Source organism: Rhodococcus sp. S3 (assembly GCF_058211795.1).
Window position 1 is genome coordinate 4,270,095 of record NZ_CM177074.1, and the last position, 21,140, is coordinate 4,291,234.

At 71.1% G+C, this 21,140-nt stretch carries 3 protein-coding genes; 1 reads left to right on the top strand and 2 read right to left on the bottom strand.

What is annotated here, in order from left to right; translation table 11 throughout:
- Positions 1-87: 87 nt before the first annotated feature.
- Positions 88-603, top strand: a complete 516-nt coding sequence (locus AC0LPE_RS19810) for an arsenate reductase/protein-tyrosine-phosphatase family protein (protein ID WP_192378522.1) — start codon at positions 88-90, stop codon at positions 601-603.
- Here the strand turns inward: AC0LPE_RS19810 and AC0LPE_RS19815 are convergent.
- Together AC0LPE_RS19815 and AC0LPE_RS19820 are read right to left on the bottom strand one after the other, a co-directional pair.
- Positions 574-2,325 carry a tyrosine-protein kinase domain-containing protein gene (locus AC0LPE_RS19815; protein WP_490605050.1) on the bottom strand — a complete coding sequence of 584 codons (1,752 nt, stop codon included), beginning with the start codon at positions 2,323-2,325 and terminating at the stop codon, positions 574-576. The two genes, AC0LPE_RS19810 and AC0LPE_RS19815, sit on opposite strands and share 30 nt — an antisense overlap.
- Entirely contained in the window at positions 2,325-21,089 is an 18,765-nt protein-coding gene (locus tag AC0LPE_RS19820; RefSeq protein WP_490606374.1) for an amino acid adenylation domain-containing protein, read from the bottom strand. The genes AC0LPE_RS19815 and AC0LPE_RS19820 overlap by 1 nt, the downstream gene beginning before the upstream one ends.
- Between the last annotated feature and the right edge of the window lie 51 nt (positions 21,090-21,140).

The following is a 21,140-nucleotide window of genomic DNA, read 5'->3' on the forward strand; positions in this document are numbered from 1 at the left end:
AGGGCCGTTCGGATGACGTACACCGGGACCGAGCACTCCACAGATGTCTCCTGAGCGTCCGGAAGGCGTCTCCCATAGGATCGCCGAATGCGGATTCTCTATGTGTGTACCGGAAACATCTGCCGATCACCCACCGCAGAGAGGTTGACCACCGCATACGCGGCCGAGGCCGGTCGCGACGACCTCTCGGCGCACAGCGCCGGCACCCGGGCGATGGTCGGCTACGGCATGGAACCCACCGCGGCACTCGTGTTGCAGCAGCTCGGAGGCGATCCGGACGGATTCGCCGCGCGTCGGATCACCCCGCAGATCGCGGAGGACTCCGACATGATCATCACGATGAGCGAGCGGCACCGCGCCAAGGTCGTCCAGCTCGCACCGCGCAGGATGCGCGTGACGTTCACGCTGCGCGAGGCCGCCAGGCTGCAGAACGCCACCGGGGCGCGCACCGTCGCAGAACTGACGACGGCCCGGGCGCAGATGTCTGCACCCGGGCCGGAGGACATCGTCGACCCGATCGGCCGAGACGAGGAGACGTTCGTCACGGTCGGATCCGAGATCGCCGACCTGCTGCTACCTCTCCTCGCCGCTCTCCGAGCCTGAGTCGTTCACCGGGCGTCGCGGTGCGTGCACCACGGGCCGCGACAGCGGCTCCGAGGCGGAGTACGCCTGCGGCGCCTGGTAGGGCTCACTGCCGTACCGCTCCGATGCCGGCTGCGGCGCCGGCGGGAACTGCTCCGCAGCGCGGTAGTGGTAGGCGTCGTTGCTCGGCGCCGGGTAGGCCTGCGTGGCCGGCGGCTCGACATGATGCTGACCGTTCTGCGGCCGGGCCGGTCCCTCGACGGGTGCCGACGCGGTCGTCTGCGCCTGCGCATCCGGCTGGGCGGTCGGTGCGGTCGGTGCCGGTGCACCGACACGCTGCGTCGCCGGCGTGCTCGTCTGAGCGGCTGCCGGGGTGGCACCGTCCTTGTCGGAGCTGTAGTAATACCGATACTCGTAGGCACTGCCACGCCCCTTGGTGGGGGTCATGGACAGGATCGTGCCCAGCACGGGCGCATTGACCGCACGCAGGTTGCCGACGGCCCGACCGAACTGCTCGCGGGTGGTCTTGCCGTAACGCGCGATGAGCAGCGCACCGTCGGCGATGTTCGTGAGGATCGCCGCGTCGGTGACGGGCAGCAGCGGCGGCGCGTCGATGATGACGTAGTCGAAGCGCGACCGCAGGTCCTCGATGACCTCCCGCGCATGCGCGGAACCGAGCAGCTCGGACGGGTTGGGCGGCAGACCGCCGGCCGCGAGCACCCACATGCCGTCGAAACGGGTCGGCTGGAGCACGTCCTCGAGCGAGGCCGTGTGCGCGAGCACGTTCGACAGGCCGGCGTCGCCGAGCGAGCCGAGGTACTTGGTCACACGCGGACGGCGCAGGTCGGCTTCGACGAGCACGACGGAGTGACCGGCCTCGGCGAGCACCAGGGCCAGGTTGACGGCCGTGGTGGTCTTGCCCTCGCCGGGCAGCGAGCTGGTGACGACGATCGCGCGCGGCGGGTTGTCGACCTCGAGGAACTGCAGGTTGGTCCGCATCTCGCGGTAGGCCTCGGCGTCGCCGCTGTTGGCTTCCGCGAACACGATCGCCGGCTCTTCCTGGCGGGCCTTGTCGAGCGGGATCACACCCACCACACCGGTGCCGGCGAGATCCTCGACGGCGTTGCGGTCCTTGATGGTGTTGTCGAGGCGGTCACGCAGCACCGCAAGGGCGATACCGAGCAGCAGACCGACGGCCAGACCCAGCGCGACGTTCCGCGTGGTCTTCGGCGTCACCGGCGACGACGGCGTGGCTGCGTACTGCTCGACCACCACGCGGGCGGTAGGCGGGCCGCCGTCCTCGGGGGTCTCCAGTTCGCGTGCCATGACGACGAACTCGTCCGACAGTGCGTTGGCGAGGTCGCGGGCACGCTCGGGCGACTCGTCGGTGACGGCGGTGTCGATGAGCACCGTGTCGGGGGTCGACGAGGCGGTCACCTTGCCGGCGAGATCGACGGCCGACATCTCGCCGAGACCGAGCTTGTCGAGGGTGCGCTGCGCGAGGGTGGTGCCCTCGAGCAGTTCGGTGTAGGAGGTGACTCGCTGCTGCGAGAACAGGTTGCCCTGATAGATCTCCTGCACCGATGCGCCCGACGAGGTCGACACGAACAGGCGTGTCTTGGCTTCGTACTGGGGCGTGGTCAGCAGGGAGGCGCCGAGGGCGGCAAGAACCGCCACCACCGTCGTGACGGCGACGATCTTCCACCTCGCCTGCAGAATTCGCAGGTAATCATGTACTTCCATCAGGGCGTCTCCCTCGTTGCGGTAACACTGCGTGCGCACCCGGTGGGCGCGGTGTGGGGGTCGTCGTGGCGCTCGAGCACGCTGTCGAGCACCGGGCCGATCGCACGCACCGCGTCCGGATCGGCCAGTTCCGAGTGCGTGAACGGCACCGGATGTTCGACGACGAGACCGCGCACATATCGCTGCCAGGTGGCGGCGAGATCTGGGTGCCGGTCGAGATCGGGTTCGGCGACCACCAGGTCGATGTCGCCGTCGTATTCGCTGAGGGTGTGTCGGCGCACCGCGTCTTCGACGGCCTGCGCGGCGGCGTCGGTGCGGCGCCGGACCTCGGCGACGAGTTCTTCGGGCAGCCCGGCGATGTCGGGTACGTTCTCTGCCGTCGGGTGGGGCTCGGCAGGCACAGTCTCGGGCGTGAGCGTGTCGAGCAGCACTACCGCACCGACCTGCTCTCCGTGCTCGCGGAGCTGCACGGCCATCTCGTGTGCGATGGTGCCGCCCACCGACCAGCCCAGCAGGTGGTAGGGACCATCGGCCCTCACCTTACGGATTTCGGCCACATACCGCGCGGCGAGTTCGCCGATGCTGTCCGGAATGTCGTCGAAGCCCGTTGCCTGGAGACCGTAGAGGGTACGGCCGTCGAGATGCTGCGCGAAACCGGCGTACATCCATGCGAGTCCGCTGATGGGGTGCACGCAGAACAACGGCGGCTTCTCGTCACCGCGACCGGCGATCTCGACGAGGCTGCCGAGCGGGTCGCGTTCGTCATTACTGCGGCCGTGGTCGATGCGGTCGGCGAGCGACGCGAGATCCGGGCTGGTGAACAGCCACTCGACGGGAACGTCGGCGCCGAGCTCGTCGCGCAGTTCACCGGCGACGGTGACGGCCGCGATGGAACTGCCACCGAGGTCGAAGAAGCTTCGGTCAGCAGAGATCTCGTCGATCGGCCGGTCGAGGTGGCGGGCGAACACCGCGGCGACGGTCTGCGCGATGTGTCCCTGCGGCGCCACATATGGTTCGTCGACGGCGGTGTCGGGGGCGGGCAGCGCCGCGCGGTCGACCTTGCCGGATGCCATCAGCGGCAGTGCGTCGACGACGGTGATGCTCACCGGCCGCAGGTGACGCGGCAGGTCAGCGACGAGCGCGCGACGCAATGCTGCCGTGTCGGGTGCGGTGCCGGTCTCGGGCTGGACATAGGAGACGAGCACGGTGTCGCCGTCACGTCCGGGATGCGGAACGGTCACGGCCGCCGCGACTCCCGGACGGGACAGCAGGGCGGCGTCGACCTCGGCGGGTTCGACACGGATTCCGTGGATCTTCACCTGATCGTCCACTCGGGCCACGTGATCCAGTACCCCGTTCGGAAGGATCCGAACCATGTCTCCGGTCCGGTACAGCCTCGACCCCGCCTCGCCGTACGGATTTGCGACGAATCGTGTTGCCGTGAGCCCGGATTCGTTCCGGTATCCACGCGCCATGCTGTCGCCGGTCACGTAGAGTTCGCCGACGGTGCCGCGCGGTACGGGGTGCAGCCGTGCGTCGAGCACGTACGCGGTGGCTCCCGCCACCGGAGTGCCGATGTTCGGTTTCCCCTCACCGCTCAGCCGGGACGAATGGGACAGGGCGACGGTGAATTCGGTGGGTCCGTAGCCGTTGAAGATCCGGTGCCGCGACCAGCGGCGCACCAGCGCGGCCGGGAGGGTCTCCCCCGCGACGATGATCGTCGCGGGCTCGATGGCGTCGGGGTCGAGCGTTCCCAGCACGGTGGGCGTGATGTTGAGGTGCGTGACGCGCTCGTCGGCGATCAACTCGCGCAAGGGCTCCCCGGCGAAGGTGTGATCGGGGGCGATCACGAGCGCACCGCCGTGTGCGTGGGCGGAGAGCAGTTCGAAGACCGCGGCGTCGAAGGTGTGCGAGGCGACCTGCAGGACACGTGATTCGGGGCCGAGTCCGGCGACGGCGCTCTGCAGCTCGAGCAGGGTCGCCAGGCCGCGGTGGGTGACCTCGACACCCTTCGGGGTGCCGGTGGTGCCGGAGGTGTAGATCGTGTACGCGAGATCGTCGTATGTCACTGAGGGCGTGGGCGGTTGCGTCTCGTCGAAGCCGATGCTCCGGTCGGCGGTCAGATCGATCCAGGTCAGGTATCCGAGCTCGCGGCCGCCGACGGTCAGCCCGATCCGGGCGCCGGAGTCGGCGAGGATCGCGGCGCTGCGCGCCTCGGGCTGGGTGAGATCGACCGACACCCATGCCGCCCCGAGCTTGGTGACGGCCCAGACTGCCAGCGGCCAGTATTCGCTGCGCGGCACCGCGATCGCGACGAGGTCTCCGCGGCGCACGCCGTGGGAGGCGAGCACGGAGGCGATCTCGTCGGCGCGGGCGTCGAGTCCGCCGTACGTCCACGCGACGGTGCCGGAGCGCACCGCGATGCGTCCGCGATGCTGCTCGACGGCAGTCTCGAGGATCTCGGGCAGGGTGCGCGGCGCGACGGCCGGAGTCGACAGCGGTGCGGGCACCGGCACGGCGAGATCGCCGACGGCGCGTTCGGGTTCTGCGAGGGCCGCAGCAAGCATCGCGACGAGGTCGGTGAGCATCGCGTCGCCGGTGGTGTCGTCGAACAGATCCGTCGCGTAGACCAGGCGCAGGTCGAGTCCGGCCTCGCGCTCGACGAGTTCGACGACCACGTCGAACTGCGCGGCCGGTTCCCCGGCGTCGGTCTCGGCGATCTGCACGTCCGGCAGTTGCGGCAGCACCTCGCCGGCCTCGACGCGGTGCGTGAGCAGCACCTGGAAGAGCGGGCTGTACGACGGGTCGCGGCGCGGTGCGAGACGGGCGACGACCTCGTCGAACGGCACGTCGGCGTGCGCGAGCGCGCCGAGATCGGTGGCCCGCACGTCGCGCAGCAGGTCGGCGAACGGGCGCGCCGGGTCGACCGCGGTGCGCAGCACGACGGTGCCGACGAACATGCCGACGAGCCGGTCGAGACGGGCATCGGTGCGACCCGCGATAGCGGTGCCGACGGCGATGTCGCTGCGTCCGCTGCGACGCGCGAGCATCGCGGCGAGCACCGCGTGGACGAGCATGAAGACGGTGACGTCGTGGCTGCGCGCGACGTCCCGGAGGCGGCGGTGGGTCTCGGCGTCGAGCTTCGAGACGATCTGCGCGCCCCGGTGGGTCGGTTGCGCGGGGCGCGGCCGGTCGGCGGGCAGCGGCAGCGGGCTGTCGGGCAGACCGTCGAGTGTGGTTGCCCAGTAGTCGAGTTGGCGAGCGGCGAGCGAGCTCCGGTCGGCGGCGTCGCCGAGCAGTTCGTGCTGCCAGCGCGCGTAGTCGCCGTAGGTGACGGGCAGCGACTCGAAGACCGGTGTCTCTCCCCCGCGACGCGCGGCGTAGGCGACGGCGAGATCGGTGAGCAGCGGACCGACGGACGCGCCGTCGAACGCGATGTGGTGCACCGCGGCGGCGAGCACCCAGCGGCCGGGTTCGACGTCGAACAACCGGATCCGCATCGGGGCCTGCGTCGTGATGTCGAAGGGCGCGGTGATCGTGGCGGTCACAGCCGCGGCGACGTCCTCCGGAGCGGAGTGTTCGAGCACCGGCGGGGCGACGGGCACCTGCACGTCGTCGGTGAAGGCGGTGCGCAGCACGCGGTGGCGGTCGACGACGTCGCTCACCGCGGCGGTGAGGGCGTCGACGTCGAGGTCGCCGCTCAGCGTCAGCACGACCGGCACGAGATAGCCGGCGGTGCCGGTCTCGGACCGCGCGACGATGCCGAGGCGGCGCTGCGCGGGTGCGATCGGTGCCGGGGTGTCATCGTCGTAGGGCCGCAGCGCGACGCGCTGGTCGTCGCCGGATTCGATGCGGGCGGCGAGCGCGGCCAGGGTCGGGGCGGCGAGCACCTCGCGCACCGGCACGTCGGTACCGAACGCCTCGCTCAGCCGCGCGGCGAACACGACGGCCGACAGCGAGTCGCCGCCGGCGGTGAAGAACCCACGGTGCGCGGCCGGGCGAGCGCCGAGCACGTCCTCGGCGACGGTGACGACGAGATCCTCGGCATCGGTGAGCGGACGATCGAGGGCAGCGTCGTCGTCGAGCGCGGCGGCGTCGTGCAGTTCGAGCGCTGCGACGTCGAGCTTGCCGTTGGACGTGAGGGGCAGCTGGTCGAGCGCGTGCACGCGGGTCGGCATGCGGTGCGGCGGCACGACGAGCGCGAGTCGCGCGGTGATGTCGTCGGCCGACAGGTCCGGTCCGGCCGCGAACGCGACGAGCGTGCCGCTCACCGCGACCACCGCGGCCTGCCGGATGCCGGGCTGGGCGAGCAGCGTCGCTTCGAGTTCGCCGGGTTCGATGCGCACGCCGCGCACCTTGAGCTGGCGGTCGGTGCGGCCGAGGTAGCCGAGGGTGTCGTCGACGCGGCGGTGGACGCGGTCGCCCGTGCGGTACATGCGGACACCGCCGGGGGCGGCGACGAAACGTTCGGCGGTGCGGGCCGGGTCGTCGAGATATCCGGCGGCGAGGCCTTCACCCGCGAGGTACAGCTCGCCGACGGCTCCGGCCGGCACGGGACGCAGGCGCGCGTCGAGCACGTGGGCGACGGTGCCGGGGACGGGCTTGCCGATGCTCGGGCGGGTGCCGGGTTCGATGTCGACCAGGGTCGCGACGATCGTGGCCTCCGTCGGCCCGTACGCGTCGAGCATCACGCGGCCGTCGGCCCAGCGCGCGGCGAGCGACGGCGACAGTGATTCGCCACCGGAGGCGACGACCTTCAGGTCGGGCAGTCCCTCGGGATCGAGGGTGCCGAGCACCGTGGGGGTCGACAGGTAATGGGTGATGCGCTGTTCGGCGAGGTAGCGGTGCAGGTCCTGCCCGGCGTAGACGTCCGGGGGTGCGACGACGAGCGTCGCGCCGGTGGTGTGGGCGAGCAGCAGTTCGAGCAGTGCCGCGTCGAACTCGGGTGAATAGCCGTGCAGCACGCGGTCTCCGGGCTCGACCCGGTAACGCTCGGCCACTTCGGCGGCGAGCGGGGCGAGTCCGCGGTGCGTCACCGCGACCCGCTTCGGGGTGCCGGTGGACCCGGAGGTGGACACGACGTAGGCGGTGCCGGGCAGGCACGTCTCCCCCACCTGCCGCGAATGCGTGAAGGCCGCACCGGTCTTGGTGATGGCCCACAGGGTGCGGATGTAGTCGACGCTGCGCGGTGCGTCGATGCGCACGATCTTCCCGTCCCGCGCGCCGTCGGCCCGCAGCTCCTCGGCGAGGGTGTCGGACTGCTCGTCGAGTTCGCGGTAGGTGAGCGATTCGCCGTCGCCGCGCAGGGCTTCCCGGTCGGGATGGGCGGCGGCGGTGGCGCGCAACATCTCGGCGAGTGTGCGTGCCGGGGCCGGTTCGCCGCCGTCGAGGGCGGCGGCCGGGGCGTCGACGGCCACTTCACCGATGGTCCTGTCGGGTGCGCTCGCCAGGCTGCCGAGCAACGCGACGAAACGGCTGGCGAGCAGGTCGGCAGTGCGGCCGGCGAAGCGGGCGGCATCGAACACGAGCGTGCCGGTGTAGCCGTCGGGTCGCGGGGCGAGCGTGAACTGCAGGTCGAACTTCGGTGTGTCGTCGAGGACTTCGCGCGCCTCGACGGTGAGCTCTCCGAGGCTGATCGGGTCGATGCCGAAGTCCTGCAGCGCCAGCGCGACCTGCGGTGCACCGCTCTGCCACTCCGACAGCAGCTGCTCGTAGGGCACGGCGACGTGATCGAAGGCGGCGACGTCGAAGTCGCGGACCTGGCCGAGCAGTCCGGCGAACGACATGTCCGGAGCCACGCGGGCGCGCAGCACGAGGGTGTCGAGGAACGGGCCGACGAGGTCTTCGAGCTGCGCCCAGCGGCGTCCGCCCACCACGGCGGCGACGGCGATGTCGCCGCTGCCGCCGAGCCGCGCGAGCAGCACCGACAGCGCGGCGTGCAGCACCATGAACTCGGTGGCGCCGTGTGCGCGGGCGAGTTCGGCGAGCGCGGCGCGCACATCGGCGGGCACCGTGAAGTCGACGCTGCGCGCACCGGTGTCGGTTCCGGTGGCGTCGGCGGGCAGTTCGGTGACGGTCAGTCCGTCGAGGGCGCGTCGCCAGTGCTCGAGGTCGCGTTCCGGGATGCCGCGTTCGGCTTCCCACAGGGCGTAGTCGGCATACTGCAGCGGCAGCGGTTCCCACTGCGGTGCCGCGCCGTTCACGCGGGCGAGATACGCGATGGTGAGGTCGCGCAGCAGCGGCCGCAGCGACGTGCCGTCGGCGATCGAATGGTCGACGTCGAGGTGCAGCACGTGCTGGTCGGGGCCGGTGCGTTCGAGGCGCACACGCCACCGATCGCTGCGCGGCGCCTCGTGGACCTGCTGGTACACACCGTCGCCGTCGACGATGTAGTCGGTGCGCAGGATCTCGTGGCGCAGCGCGACGTCGCCGAGCGCGGCCTGCAGGGCACCGAGGTCGAGCGGTCCGCTCAGGTTGACCTCACTGCGCAGCCGGTAGGCATCGGGGGCAAGCGAACTCAGTCCCCACAAGCGACGCTGGGCGCGGCTGAGCGGGATCCGTTCCGGTCGCGGCGACACGGCGACGGGTCCGGCGTCGGTGTCGAAACCACCGGCGTCGAGGGCGGCGGCGAGCGCATCGACGGTGGGGTTCGCGAAGACGGTGCGCAGCGGCACGTCGGTGCCGGTCTCGTCACGCAGGCGTCCGACGAGGACGGTGGCGAGCAGCGAGTTGCCGCCGACGGCGAAGAAGTCGTCGGTGCGTCCCACCGCGGTGCCGTCGCCGAGGACGTCGCCGATGATGCGGGCGACGAGCGCTTCGGTCTCCGTGCGCGGTTCACTGCCTTCCCCGGCGGCGGGTTCGGACAGTGCGGCGTCGTCGACCTTGCCGTGGGAGGTGAGCGGGATCGCGGCCAGCGGCACAATCGCGGTGGGCACGAGATGCGCGGGCAGAACGGTGCGCAGCTGGGCTCGCAGGTCTGAGTCGTCGAGGTTCTCACCGGTGACGTAGGAGATGAGGCGGCCGCTGCGCACGAGGGTCACGGCCCGGTCGACGCCGTCGAGAGCGGTGAGAGCGGTGTCGATCTCGCCGGGTTCGATGCGCACGCCGCGCAGCTTGATCTGGTTGTCACTGCGGCCGACGAATTCGAGGGCGCCGGCGCGGGTCCAGCGCACAAGGTCGCCGGTGCGGTAGCGGCGGCCGCCGGGTCCGGCGACGAACCGCGCCGCGGTGCGCGCGGCGGCATCCCGGTAGCCCGACGCGAGTCGCGGCCCCGAGACGTACAGTTCGCCGACCACGCCGGCGGGCACGGGACGCAGTCCCTCGTCGAGGACCTCGACGGTGACGCCGCGGACCGGGGTGCCGATGACGATGTCGTCGCCGGGTCGCAGGGGCTGCGAGTTGGTGACGAACATCGTGGCCTCGGCCGGACCGTAGCTGTTGATGAGAGTGCGGCCGTCTCCCCAGCGGTCGACGATCTCGCGGGTGAGGCGGTCGCCGCCGAGCACGAGGGTGCGGAGGGCCGGCAGGTCGCGCACCGGCACGGTCGCGAGCGTCGACGGCGTCATCACCGCGTGGGTGATCGCGGCGCTGTCGAGCAGGTCGCCGAGCGCGGCGCCACCGTAGCTGTCGGCGTCGGCCACCACGAGCGTCGCGCCGGAGATGCCGGCGGTGAGCATCTCGAGCATCGCGGCGTCGAACGACGGTGCCGCGACGTGCAGGACGCGATCACCCGGGAAAGCGGCGAGGTATTCGCCGATGTCCTCGGCGAACGCGCTCGCGGCGCGCTGAGTGACGGTGACGGCCTTGGGGTGCCCGGTGGTGCCGGAGGTGAAGACGAAGTAGGCGGGGGCGTCGGGTACGGGATCGACGACGTCGGCGAGCGGTTCCTCGTCGTCGGAGGTCACCTCGAGCCACCGCACGGTCGCCGGAAGTGCCGGCGCTTCACCGACTCCCACGCGCACGTCGGCGAGCATCTCGGCCAGGCGTGCGGTGGGGGCGGTGGGGTCGACGAGCATGGGTGCGGCGCCGGCGCCGATGATGCCCCACACGGCGAGCACGGATTCGAGCGAACGCGGGTAGGCGCACGCGACCGGATCGCCCGGGCGCACCCCGGCGAGTTGCAGACGCGCGGCGAGAGCGTCGGAATAGTAGAGCAGTTCGGGATACGACAGTTCGCGGTCGTCGTCGACGATCGCGAGTTCCTCGCCGCCGGCAGCCGCGCCCTGCGCGAGCCACTGGCGCAGCGACCGCGATGCACCCGGCGTGGCGCCGACAGTGGGCAGGCCGGCGTCGCTGTGCAGGTCGATCTCGCCGATCCGCACATCCGGATCTGCGACAGCGGCGCTCAGGATCGTGCGCAGACGATCGGCGTAGCCGGCGACGGTGTCGGCGTCGTACAGGTCTGTGCTGTAGAAGAATTCGAGGTCGATGCCGTCCTGCTGCTCGGTGACGGTGACCTGCACGTCGACGTTGACCGTCTCGGTGTCGACAGGCGCGGCGGTGACGTTCAGGCCGGGCAACGCGAACGTCGACGCGACGGGTCGTGCCTGCGACAAAGCCACCTGGAACAGCGGGTGCCGTGCTTCGCTGCGGGCGGGCTGCAGCTTCTCGACGAGTGTCTCGAACGGTGCGTCCGGGTTGCCGTAGGCGGCGAGGTCGCGGCGATGCACCTGCGCGAGCAGGTCGGTGAAGGTGGTGGCGGGGTCGACGTCGGTGCGCAGCACGAGGGTGCCGGCGAACATACCGACGACGTCGTCGAGCTGCGGGTCGCCGCGACCGGAAACAGCGGTGCCGATAGGGATGTCGCGGCCGGCACCGTGCCGCGCGAGCAGGGCCGCGAGCGCGGCGTGCAGCACCATGAACACCGTCGCGCGACCTTCACGGGCCAGCTCGTGCAGTCCGCGGACGAGGTCGGCGTCGAGCGAGACGGTATGGGCGGCACCGTGTCCGGTGGGCTGCGCGGGTCGCGGACGGTCGCCGGGCAGGGTCACCTCGTCGGGCAGGTCGGCGAGCTCGCCCAGCCAGTACGGGATCTGCTCGTCGGCGACGCTGCGCTGCCACCGCGCGTAGTCGGTGTACTGCACGGGCAGTTCCGGCAGCTCGGGGCTCGCGCCGCTGAGGCGGGCGTCGTAGGCGACGGCGATATCGCGCAGCAGCGGCGTGAGCGACCAGCCGTCGGCCGCGATGTGGTGCAGGACGACGAGCAGCACGTGCCGGTCGGGTGCCGTCCGGTACAGCCGCATGCGGGCCGGAGGTTCGACGGTGAGGTCGAAGCCGGTGGTGGCGCAGTCGCGGACGAACTCGTCGAGAGCGTCCTCCGGCACGGCCACCGGGTCGAGATCGGGGCGCGCGGCGGGCAGCACGGTGTATTCGTCGGCGGCCGGGTAGACGGTGCGCAGTGTGCGGTGCCGTTCGAGCACGTCGGCCACCGCAGCGGCGAGGGCGTCGACGTCGAGGTTCCCGTCGAGCCGCACCACGAAGGGCAGGTTGTAGCTCGGCGATGTCGGGTCGAAGCGGTTGATGAACCACAGGCGCTGCTGCGCCGCCGACAGCGGAGCGGGTGCGTCGGGGTCGGCGACGAGAGGCGCACGGCGCGAGCCGGTCTCACCGTTCTCGTCGACGAAGGCAGCGAGCGCTGCGACGGTGCGGTTCTCGAAGACGTCGCGCACGGTGACGTCGGAGTCGAGCACGTCCGACACGCGACCGGCCAGTCGCGTGGCGAGCAACGAGTTGCCGCCGAGGTGGAAGAAGTCGTCGTCGGCGCCGAGGGTGCCGGGGGCGATGCCGAGCAGTTCGGCGCACACGTCCGCGACGAGTTCCTCGACCGGTCCGTGCGGTGCCGCTCCCCCACCGGCGGTGACGTCGGGGGTGGGCAGCGCAGCGCGGTCGAGTTTGCCGTTGGCGGTGAGCGGCAGCGCGTCGAGGACCACGGCGGCCGACGGGACGAGGTAGTCGGGCAGGCTGCGGCGCAGGTCGCGCAGCGCCGCGGTGGCGTCGCCGCCGACGAGATAGGCGACGAGACGGTCGTCGCGCAGCAGCACGACGGCCTGGCGCACGCCCTCGCTGCGCAGCAGGGCGGCTTCGATCTCGCCGGGCTCGATGCGGTAGCCACGCAATTCGATCTGCTGGTCGGCACGACCGAGATAGTGCAGCGCCTCGCTGGTGTCGCGGCGGCCGAGGTCACCGGTGCGGTAGCGGCGGGTGCCACCGGGAGCGGCGACGAAACGGGTCGCGGTCTGGCCGGGGCGTCCGCGGTAGCCGCGCGCGAGTTGGTCTCCGCGCACGTACAGTTCGCCGATCGCGCCGGGCAGGGCGGGGCGCAGCGACGAGTCGAGCACGTCGACGGCGAGACCGGGCAGCGGCGTTCCGATGCCGGTCGCGGTGGCGTCTCCGAAGGTGACGTGCACGGTGGTCTCGGTGATGCCGAACATGTTGACCGCCCGCACATGCGGATGGCTTTCGGCCCACGGGCGCACCCGCGCGGGGTCGAGGGCTTCGCCGCCGAAGATCAGCAGCCGCAGGTCTTCGAGCGGCGCGTGATCGGCGGCGGCGAGCTGGTAGAAGGCCGTGGGGGTCTGATTGAGCACCGTCACCCGGTTGCTGGTGAGCACCTGCACGAAGGCGGCCGGGTCGCGCACGGTGAGGTGATCGACCACGACGACGGACGCGCCGGTGGCGAGCGGTGCCCACATCTCCCATACGGAGAAGTCGAAGGCCGGCGAGTGGAACAGCGTCCACACGTCGTCGGCGCGCAGCCCGAATTCGTCGACGGTCGCGGCGAGCAGCGACAGCACGTTGCGGTGCGTCACCTGCACGCCCTTGGGGGTCCCGGTGGAGCCGGACGTGTAGACGATGTAGGCGCCGAGATCCGCGACGAGCGGGAAGTCGAACAGCGCGCCGTCGTCGAGGCGGCCGGCCACCTCCGGGTCGTCGAGTCGCAGCGTCGGCACGCGGACGTCGGTGAAGTCGCTGTCGGTGACGACCAGCGAGGGCTGCGCGTCGTCGAACAGGGTCTGCAGGCGCGTCGCGGGATGCGTGACGTCGACGGGCAGGTAGATGCCGCCGGCGCGGGAGACGGCGAGGATCGCGACGACGAGGTCGGGGGTGCGCGGCAGTGCGACGGCGACGACGTCCTCGGCGGTGACGCCGCGTTCGCGGAGGAGTTTCGCGAGCGCGCCCGAACGCGACCACAGCGCGCCGTAGCTGAGGGAGTACCCGTCCCCCACCACGGCGACGGCCGCCGGATCGTCGGCCACGCGCTGCGCGACCAGCTCGGGCAGCGACTCTGCCGAAAGTTGTTGCGCGACGCCGACGGGGGTGAGGTCGGCGTCGCCCAACTCGATACCGCCGACCGACACAGCCGGGTCGGCGGTAACGGCATCGAGGATACGCACGAACCACGACTGCCACTGCACAATCGTGTGCGAATCCAAAAGTTCGTCCGCGTACGTAAGGATCGTTTCCAAACCGGCCGGCACACCGGTCTCGGAACGGCGTTCGCGGACGGTCAGCTCGAGGTCGACGCGGGCCGTGCCCACCGGGATCTCGCGGATTGTCCTGGAGCTGCCGGGCAGCGTGAACTCGTCGAGCGAGAACGACTCGTACGCCAGGATGACCTGGAACAACGGGTGGTGCGCGTCGGTGCCGGCGCCCATCGCGTCGACGATGCGATCGAACGGCACGTCGGCGTGGGCGAAGGCGTCGAGGTCGGCGCGACGGGTGTCGGCGAGCAGGTCGGCGAAGGTGCGGCGCGGATGCACCCGCAACCGCAGCGGCACGGTGCCGACGAACATGCCCACCACGTCGTCGACCGCGGCGTCGCTGCGTCCTGAGACCGGTGTGCCGATGGTGACGTCGTCGGTGGCGGCGAGTGCCGACAGCAGCGTCGCGAAGGCCGCGTGCATCACCATGAACGGCGTGACGTCGTGGGCCCGAGCGAGCTTGTCGATCGCGGCGTGCAGTTCGGCGGGGATCGTGAAGCTCGCGCGACCCGCGGTACCGGTGGTCGCCGCGGTGCGGGGACGGTCGGTGGGCAGCGCGAGCAGCGGCGACGCGTCGTCGAGGGTCTGCTTCCAGAAGGCAAGCTGCCGAGCCGCGAGACTGTCGGGATCGTTCTCGGCGCCGAGCACGGCCCGGTGCCAGCGCGCGTAGTCGCGGTAGGTGACCGCCGGTGCCGGCAGGTCCGGCGTCTCCCCGTCGCGGTGGGCGCGGTAGGCGGCGACGGCGTCGCGGCCGAGCGGCAGCAGCGACAGGCCGTCGGCGGCGATGTGGTCGATCACCACGGCGAGCACGTAGCCGGAGTTTGTCCGATACAGCCGGGTGCGGATCGGTGGGTCGACGGTGAGATCGAAACGCGCGCGAGCGAATTCGGTCATCTCCGCATCGAGGTCGGTGCCGGCGTCGACGGGCTCGAGGTCGAGCGTCACCGACGACAGCACGTGCTGGCGTGGGCCGGACGGGCTGTCGGGGAAGACCGTGCGCAGCGAGTCGTGGCGAGACAGCACGGTGGCGGCGGACGCACGTACGGCGTCGAGATCGGTGTCGGCGTCGAGATCGAGCGCGAAGGCGATGTGGTCGCCGCCGTCGATACCGTCGGCCACGTCGAACCGGTTGAGCAGCCACATGCGCTGCTGCGCGGGTGCGAGCGGCGCGTCGCTGTCGTCGTCGATGTGCACGAGCGGCAGGTGCTCGCCGATGGGTTCCTCGGCGAGCAGGTTCGCGAGTTCGGCGACGGTGGGGTGCTCGAAGATGTCGCGCACACCCACCCGGCGACCCGCGACTCCCCGCAGGCGCGCGGCGAGCTGGGTCGCGAGCAGTGAATTGCCGCCGACGGCGAAGAAGTCGTCGGATCCGGCGACGCTCGGCAGATCGAGCAGGTCGGCGACGACACCGGAGACGAGTTCTTCGGTGGCGCTGCGGTATCCGTCGGTGCGAGTCGCGGTGACCTCAGGCTCGGGCAGCGCGGCGCGGTCGATCTTGCCGGTGCTGGTGAGCGGGAAGGCGTCGAGCACGGTGACGATCGCGGGCACCATGTGCCGGGGCAGCCGCTGGGCGGCCCACTCGCGGATCTCGTGCGGGTCGAGGCGGCCGTTGCGGCTGTGCACGTAGGTGGCGAGGGTGTCGCCGCGCACCACGGTCACGGCGGTGCCGATACCCGGGTGGGTCTGTAAGGTCGCGTCGATCTCGCCGAGTTCGATGCGGAAACCGCGGATCTTGACCTGGTGGTCGCTGCGGCCGACGAATTCGAGAGCGCGGTCGTCGTCGTGTCCTGTCCAGCGGACGAGATCGCCTGTGCGATAGAGACGCCCGGCGCCGAACGGGTTGGCGACGAACCGGTCGGCGGTGAGCGCGGGTGCGTCGAGGTAGCCGCGGGCGACGCCCTGTCCCCCGAGATACAGCTCGCCGGTCACACACTCGGGCACGGGTCGCAGGCGTTCGCTCAGCACCACCGCGGTGACTCCGACGAGGCCAGTGCCGATGGTGAGCCGGTCGCCGGGTGCGAAGGGTTCGCTCGACGTGGCGAGCACCGTCGTCTCGGTGGGGCCGTAGACGTTGAGCAGGGTGCGGCCGGGCGCCCAGCGTTCGGCGGTCCCGACCGGCCACGCCTCGCCGCCGATCGCGATGGTGCGCAGGGCGTCGAGTCCGGCGGGGTCGAGCTGGGTGGGCACCGAGGGCGTCGAGAACCAGTGGGTGATGCCTTCGGCGCGAAGCAGTTCCACGAGTTCGTCGCCACCGAACAGGTCGGCGGGCGCGACCACCAGTGTGCCGCCGGAGGTGAGCGCCAGGACGTATTCGAGCACCGCGCCGTCGAAGGCGGGGGTGGCGAAGTGCAGCACCCGTGCGTCGGTTGCGGTGTCCGAGATGGTGGGCAGGTCGAAGCGCTCGACGAACGACTGCGCGAGCGGGCCGAGTCCACGATGCGAGACCACCACACCCTTGGGCCGGCCGGTGGATCCCGAGGTGTAGACGACGTAGGCCGTGTTGTCGACGTGCAGCGGCCGCACTCGATCCGCATCGGTGATCGGGCGGGTGTCGCCCTTGACGGTGAAGGCGATCGGCTCGATCCCGTCGGGCAGCGCGACGTCGCCGTCGACGATCGCGTACCGCGCGCCGGATGCGCCGAGCAGCTGAGCGATGCGTGCGGCGGGCTGGTTGGGGGCGACGGGCACGAAGGCCGCGCCGCTCAGCGCCACGGCCGCGGCGGCGAGCACCGACCGCGTCGACCGCGAGAGCACGACGGCCACACGGTCTTCCGTACCGATGCCCTGCTCGATCAGCGTCCACGCGAGCGGGCGTGCCGCCGTGCGGATCTCGACGGCCTGTCCACCGGGCTCGGTCACGCAAGCCGGCGACCGGTCGATGATCTCGGCGAAGGTCGCCTCCGGGCCGGGTTCGGCCGGTTCGACGGAGAGGGTGCCGAGGTCGAGGTCGCCGACGGGCAGCGACGGATGCTGCGCGACCTGCTCGAGCACTCCGCTCAGGCGGGTTACCCAGCGGGCGATGGTGTCATCGTCGAACAGTTTCGTGTCGTAGACGAGGCGGCCGGTGAGCGATCCGTCGCGTAGTTCGCGCAGTGATATCTCGACGTCGAATCGTGCCTGCGCCGAGGCGATCTCCTGAGGCCGCACGGTGAGGCCGGGTAGTTCGAGGTCGGGCACGTCCACGTTGTCGTAGGCGAGCATCACGTGGAAGGGTGAGAAACCGAGGGCGTCGACGACGTAGTCGAACGGCACGGTGGCGTGCGCGAAGGCGTCGAGGTCGGTGTCGCGGGCCTGCGCGAGCAGCGCCGTGAACGGCTCGGCCGGGTCGACATTCGTCCGCAGGGTGACGGTGCCGACGAACATGCCGACGAGCGCGTCGAGGTCGGGGTGGTCGCGACCGGCCGTTCCGGTGCCGATGGCGATGTCGTGCCCGGAGGTCCAGGCGGCGAGCCACACGGCGACGGCGGCGTGCACGGCCATGAAGGTGGTGGCGTCGTGCGCGGCGGCAACGGATCGCAGTGCCGCGACCTGGTCGGCCGGCACCGTGAAGTCCACGGCCGCAGCGGGACCGAAGCCGCCGTTGCCGGGACGGTCGGTGGGCAGCGGCGCCGCATCGGCGAGACCGTCGAGTGTGCGGGTCCAGTAGTCGATCTCGCGACCGGCGCGAGTGTCGGGTGCCGCCGGGTCGCCGAGGCGATCGAGATGCCACTGCGCGTAGTGCCGGTAGTGCAGCGGCAGCGGCGTCCACGCGGGCGCCTCCCCGGCCGTGCGGGCGAGGTAGGCGGTGGCGACGTCGGCGGTGAGCGGCACGAACGACGCACCGTCGAGCGCGATGTGGTGGGCGACGACGGCGAGCACGTGCTTGTCGTCGGCGAGTCGCAGCAAGCGGATGCGGAACGGGATCTGCGCGGTGAGGTCGAACGGTTCGGCCGCCCACTCGGTGATGAGGGCTTCGACGTCACCCTCGGCGGTTTCGGGTTCGAGCGCGAGACCGGCGACGGCACGATCCAGGGGCAGCACGTCCTGCACCGGGCCGTCGAGCTCGAGGCGGAACAGTGTGCGGAGGGTTTCATGCCGGTCGAGGACGTCCACCACCGCGGCCTGCAGAGCCGGCAGGTCGAGCGCGCCGTCGAGGTGCAGCGCGAACGGCAGGTGGTAGGCGGCCGGGTCGCCGTGTGCCCGGGCGAGCAGGAACAGTCGGCGCTGCGCGGGGGCGAGCGGCGACGGCCCGGTGTCTGGGATGGCGACGGGTCGCGATTCCGATTCGGGTCGCTTCGCGGCGGCGGCCGCCAGTCGGGCAACGGTCGGGTGAGCGAACACGTCGCGCAACTGCACGTCGCGGCTCAATGCGGCACCGAGACGGGCGGCGAGCTGGGCGGCGCCGAGCGAGTGACCGCCGAGCGCGAAGAAGTCGTCGTCGGCTCCGATGTCGTCGATGCCGGTGAGCTCGACGAACAGCTCCGCGACGATCTTCTCGGTCGGGCCGTTGGGCGGCCGCGATCCGACGGCCACAGCACGCTCGGGTGCGGGCAGCGCGCGCCGGTCGACCTTGCCGGCCGGCGTGAGCGGCAACGCCTCGAGCACGGTGATCGACGACGGACGCAGATAGGTGGGCAGTTCGTCGGCGAGGCGGACGGTGAGGTCGGCGGGGTCGACGTCGCCCACGACGTAGGCGGCGATGTGCTCGCCGTGGACGGTGACGGTCGCGGCCTGTACCTCGTCGAAGGCGACGAGCGCGGCTTCGATCTCGCCGAGTTCGATGCGGTAGCCGCGGATCTTCACCTGCTGGTCGGCGCGGCCGAGGAATTCGAGGTGCCCGTCGGTGGTCCAGCGGGCGCGGTCGCCCGTGCGGTACATGCGTCCACCGAACGGCGAGGCGACGAAGCGTTCGGCGGTGAGGGCCGGTGCGCCGAGGTAGCCACGCGCGACTCCCGGCCCCCCGAGATACAGCTCGCCGATCACGCCGGCGGGCACGGGATGCAGGCGGGCGTCGAGGACAGCGGCGGTCATGCCGTCGATCGGCCGGCCGATGGGCACACCCGCGCCGCGCTGCAGCGGGTCGCTGAGTGTCGCGAGGATCGTGGTCTCGGTGGGCCCGTAGGCGTTGAGCATGGTGCGGCCGGCGGACCAGCGGTCGGCCACGGCCTGCGGCAGCGCTTCGCCACCGGCGTCGAGAACCTGCAGGTCGGGCAGGCTGTCGTCGGGAGTGACGGCGAGGATCGCCGGTGCGGTGATCGCGTGGGTGACGGATTCGCTGCGCAGCAGGGTTGCCAGCGCCGGTCCGCCGACGGCGTCGGGCGGGCAGATCACCAGGGTTGCGCCGGCGTCGAAGGCGAGGAGCAGCTCCTGCAGGGACGCGTCGAAGGACGGCGACGCGAGGTGCAGCACCCGCGACGTCTCATCGGCGCGGTAGCGATCGCGCAGCGTCGACACGAGCGCCGACACTCCGCGGTGGCCCACCGCGACCGCCTTCGGGGTGCCGGTGGAACCGGATGTGTGGATGACCCACGCCGTGTTGTCGACGTGCAGCGGCCGCAGGCGATGCTCGGCAGTGAAGGTCTCAGCGGAACCGTCGGCAGGCGGCGCGATGCGGGTGACGTGTTCGGGCAGCGCCGGGTGATCATGGGCGACGGCGATCCGCACGTCGCGCAGTACCTGGTCGAGGCGACGGGCGGGAAGTTCGGGGTCGAGCGGGGTGTAGGCGGCGCCGGTATTGGCGACGGCCCACAACGCGACCACCGAATCGATCGAGCGGGGCAGCAGCACCGCGACGCGCTCTTCGGGTCCGGCACCAGCCGCGACCAGCGCATGAGCGAGCGCGTCGGAGCGAGCGTCGAGTTCGCGGTAGGTGATGCTGTCGTGTCCGTCCACGACGGCGACGGTGTCGCTCGCGGCGTGGCGGGTGAGGACGTCGAGCAACAGTTCCGGCTCGGGCGCGGTGCGTCCGCGGGCGGGAGCCAGACCGTCGAGTTCGGCCGGGTCGGCGAGGGCGAGATCGCCCACTGCGACGCTGGTGTTCTGCACGAACTCCTTCAGGAATCCGAGGAAACGGCTGTGCAGCGACGAAAGGCGCTCGCCGCTGTAGAGATCGGGGTTGGCCTCGAAATCGACGCGCATGGTGCGGCCGGCGACGCCCGGGTAGACGTTGACCGACAGGTCGTCGACCGGTCCGGTGGACTGCACGTGGTAGTCGCCGATCACGTCGCCGAACGCGATCTGCGGGTGGAACATCATCAGGTTGACGACGGGACCGAACGCATTGCGGGTCTCGCTGTGCTCGCGGCCCATCTCGCGCAGGTCGGCCAGCATGTCTTCGTAGCGGTAGCGCTGATGACGCAGGGCTCCGGTGAGTTCGACCTGCACGTCGCGGATCAGATCGGTGGCCGGCGCCGACTGATCGACGCGTACCCGCAGCGGAACTACGTTGGAGATCGCTCCGGCGGAGCGACGCAACGGCGCGGTGGTGCGAGCCGAGACCGGAAGCGTGAGCACCACGTCGTCGGTACCGCACGCGCGGGACAGAAATGCTGCGAAGGCTGCGACGACGATCGGCACGTCGGTCGAATTCGCATCGTGGGCCAGAGCCGTCACGGCGTCGGCGACCTCGGACAGCAACTCGGCGTCGGCATGGCGAGCCGGCACCTTCGGTGGAGCGACGCCCTCGACGAGCGAAATCGGTTCGGGCAGGTCGGAAAGCCGCTCGAGCCAGTGGGCACGATCGGCGGTCTGACGTTTCGACCCCGAATATGCAGCCTCGAACTCGACGATCTTCTCGACGGGCATCGACGTGACGGGCGGTGTCTCCTCCCCCGCAATCCACGCCGAGTAGAGCTCGGCGGAGCGGTTGAGCATGATCATCGCGCCGTGCCCGTCCAGAGCTATGTGGTGGACGTAGCTGGACAGGAAGTACCGGCCGTCGGCGACATGGAGCAGCGCCGTCGCGATCAATCGGTCGCGCAGCGGATCGATGGGCCGCGAGAACCGCTCACTCATCCACCGGTGGGCCGCAGCCTCGGGGTCGTCGCACGAACGGAAATCCACGTACGGGACGTCGTCGTCGAACTCGACATCGACGACCTGCTCTGGAAGCCCTTCCTTTTCGACGAGGAAAAGGAAGCCCGACTCCACGTCGCGTGCACCCTGCACACATGCCTTACGAACGAGGTCGTGATCGAGCTCGCCTCGAAGTTCTACGTACTGGGCAATCGTGAAGGGCACATCAGGATGGAGTGCTTGCGCGTACCAGAGACCCCGCTGACTCGGGGACAGCGGAAGTAGATGCACCACGCTCCCCTCGTCCTCCCGACACAATTCAGGACACGGGAAGTGCAGAAC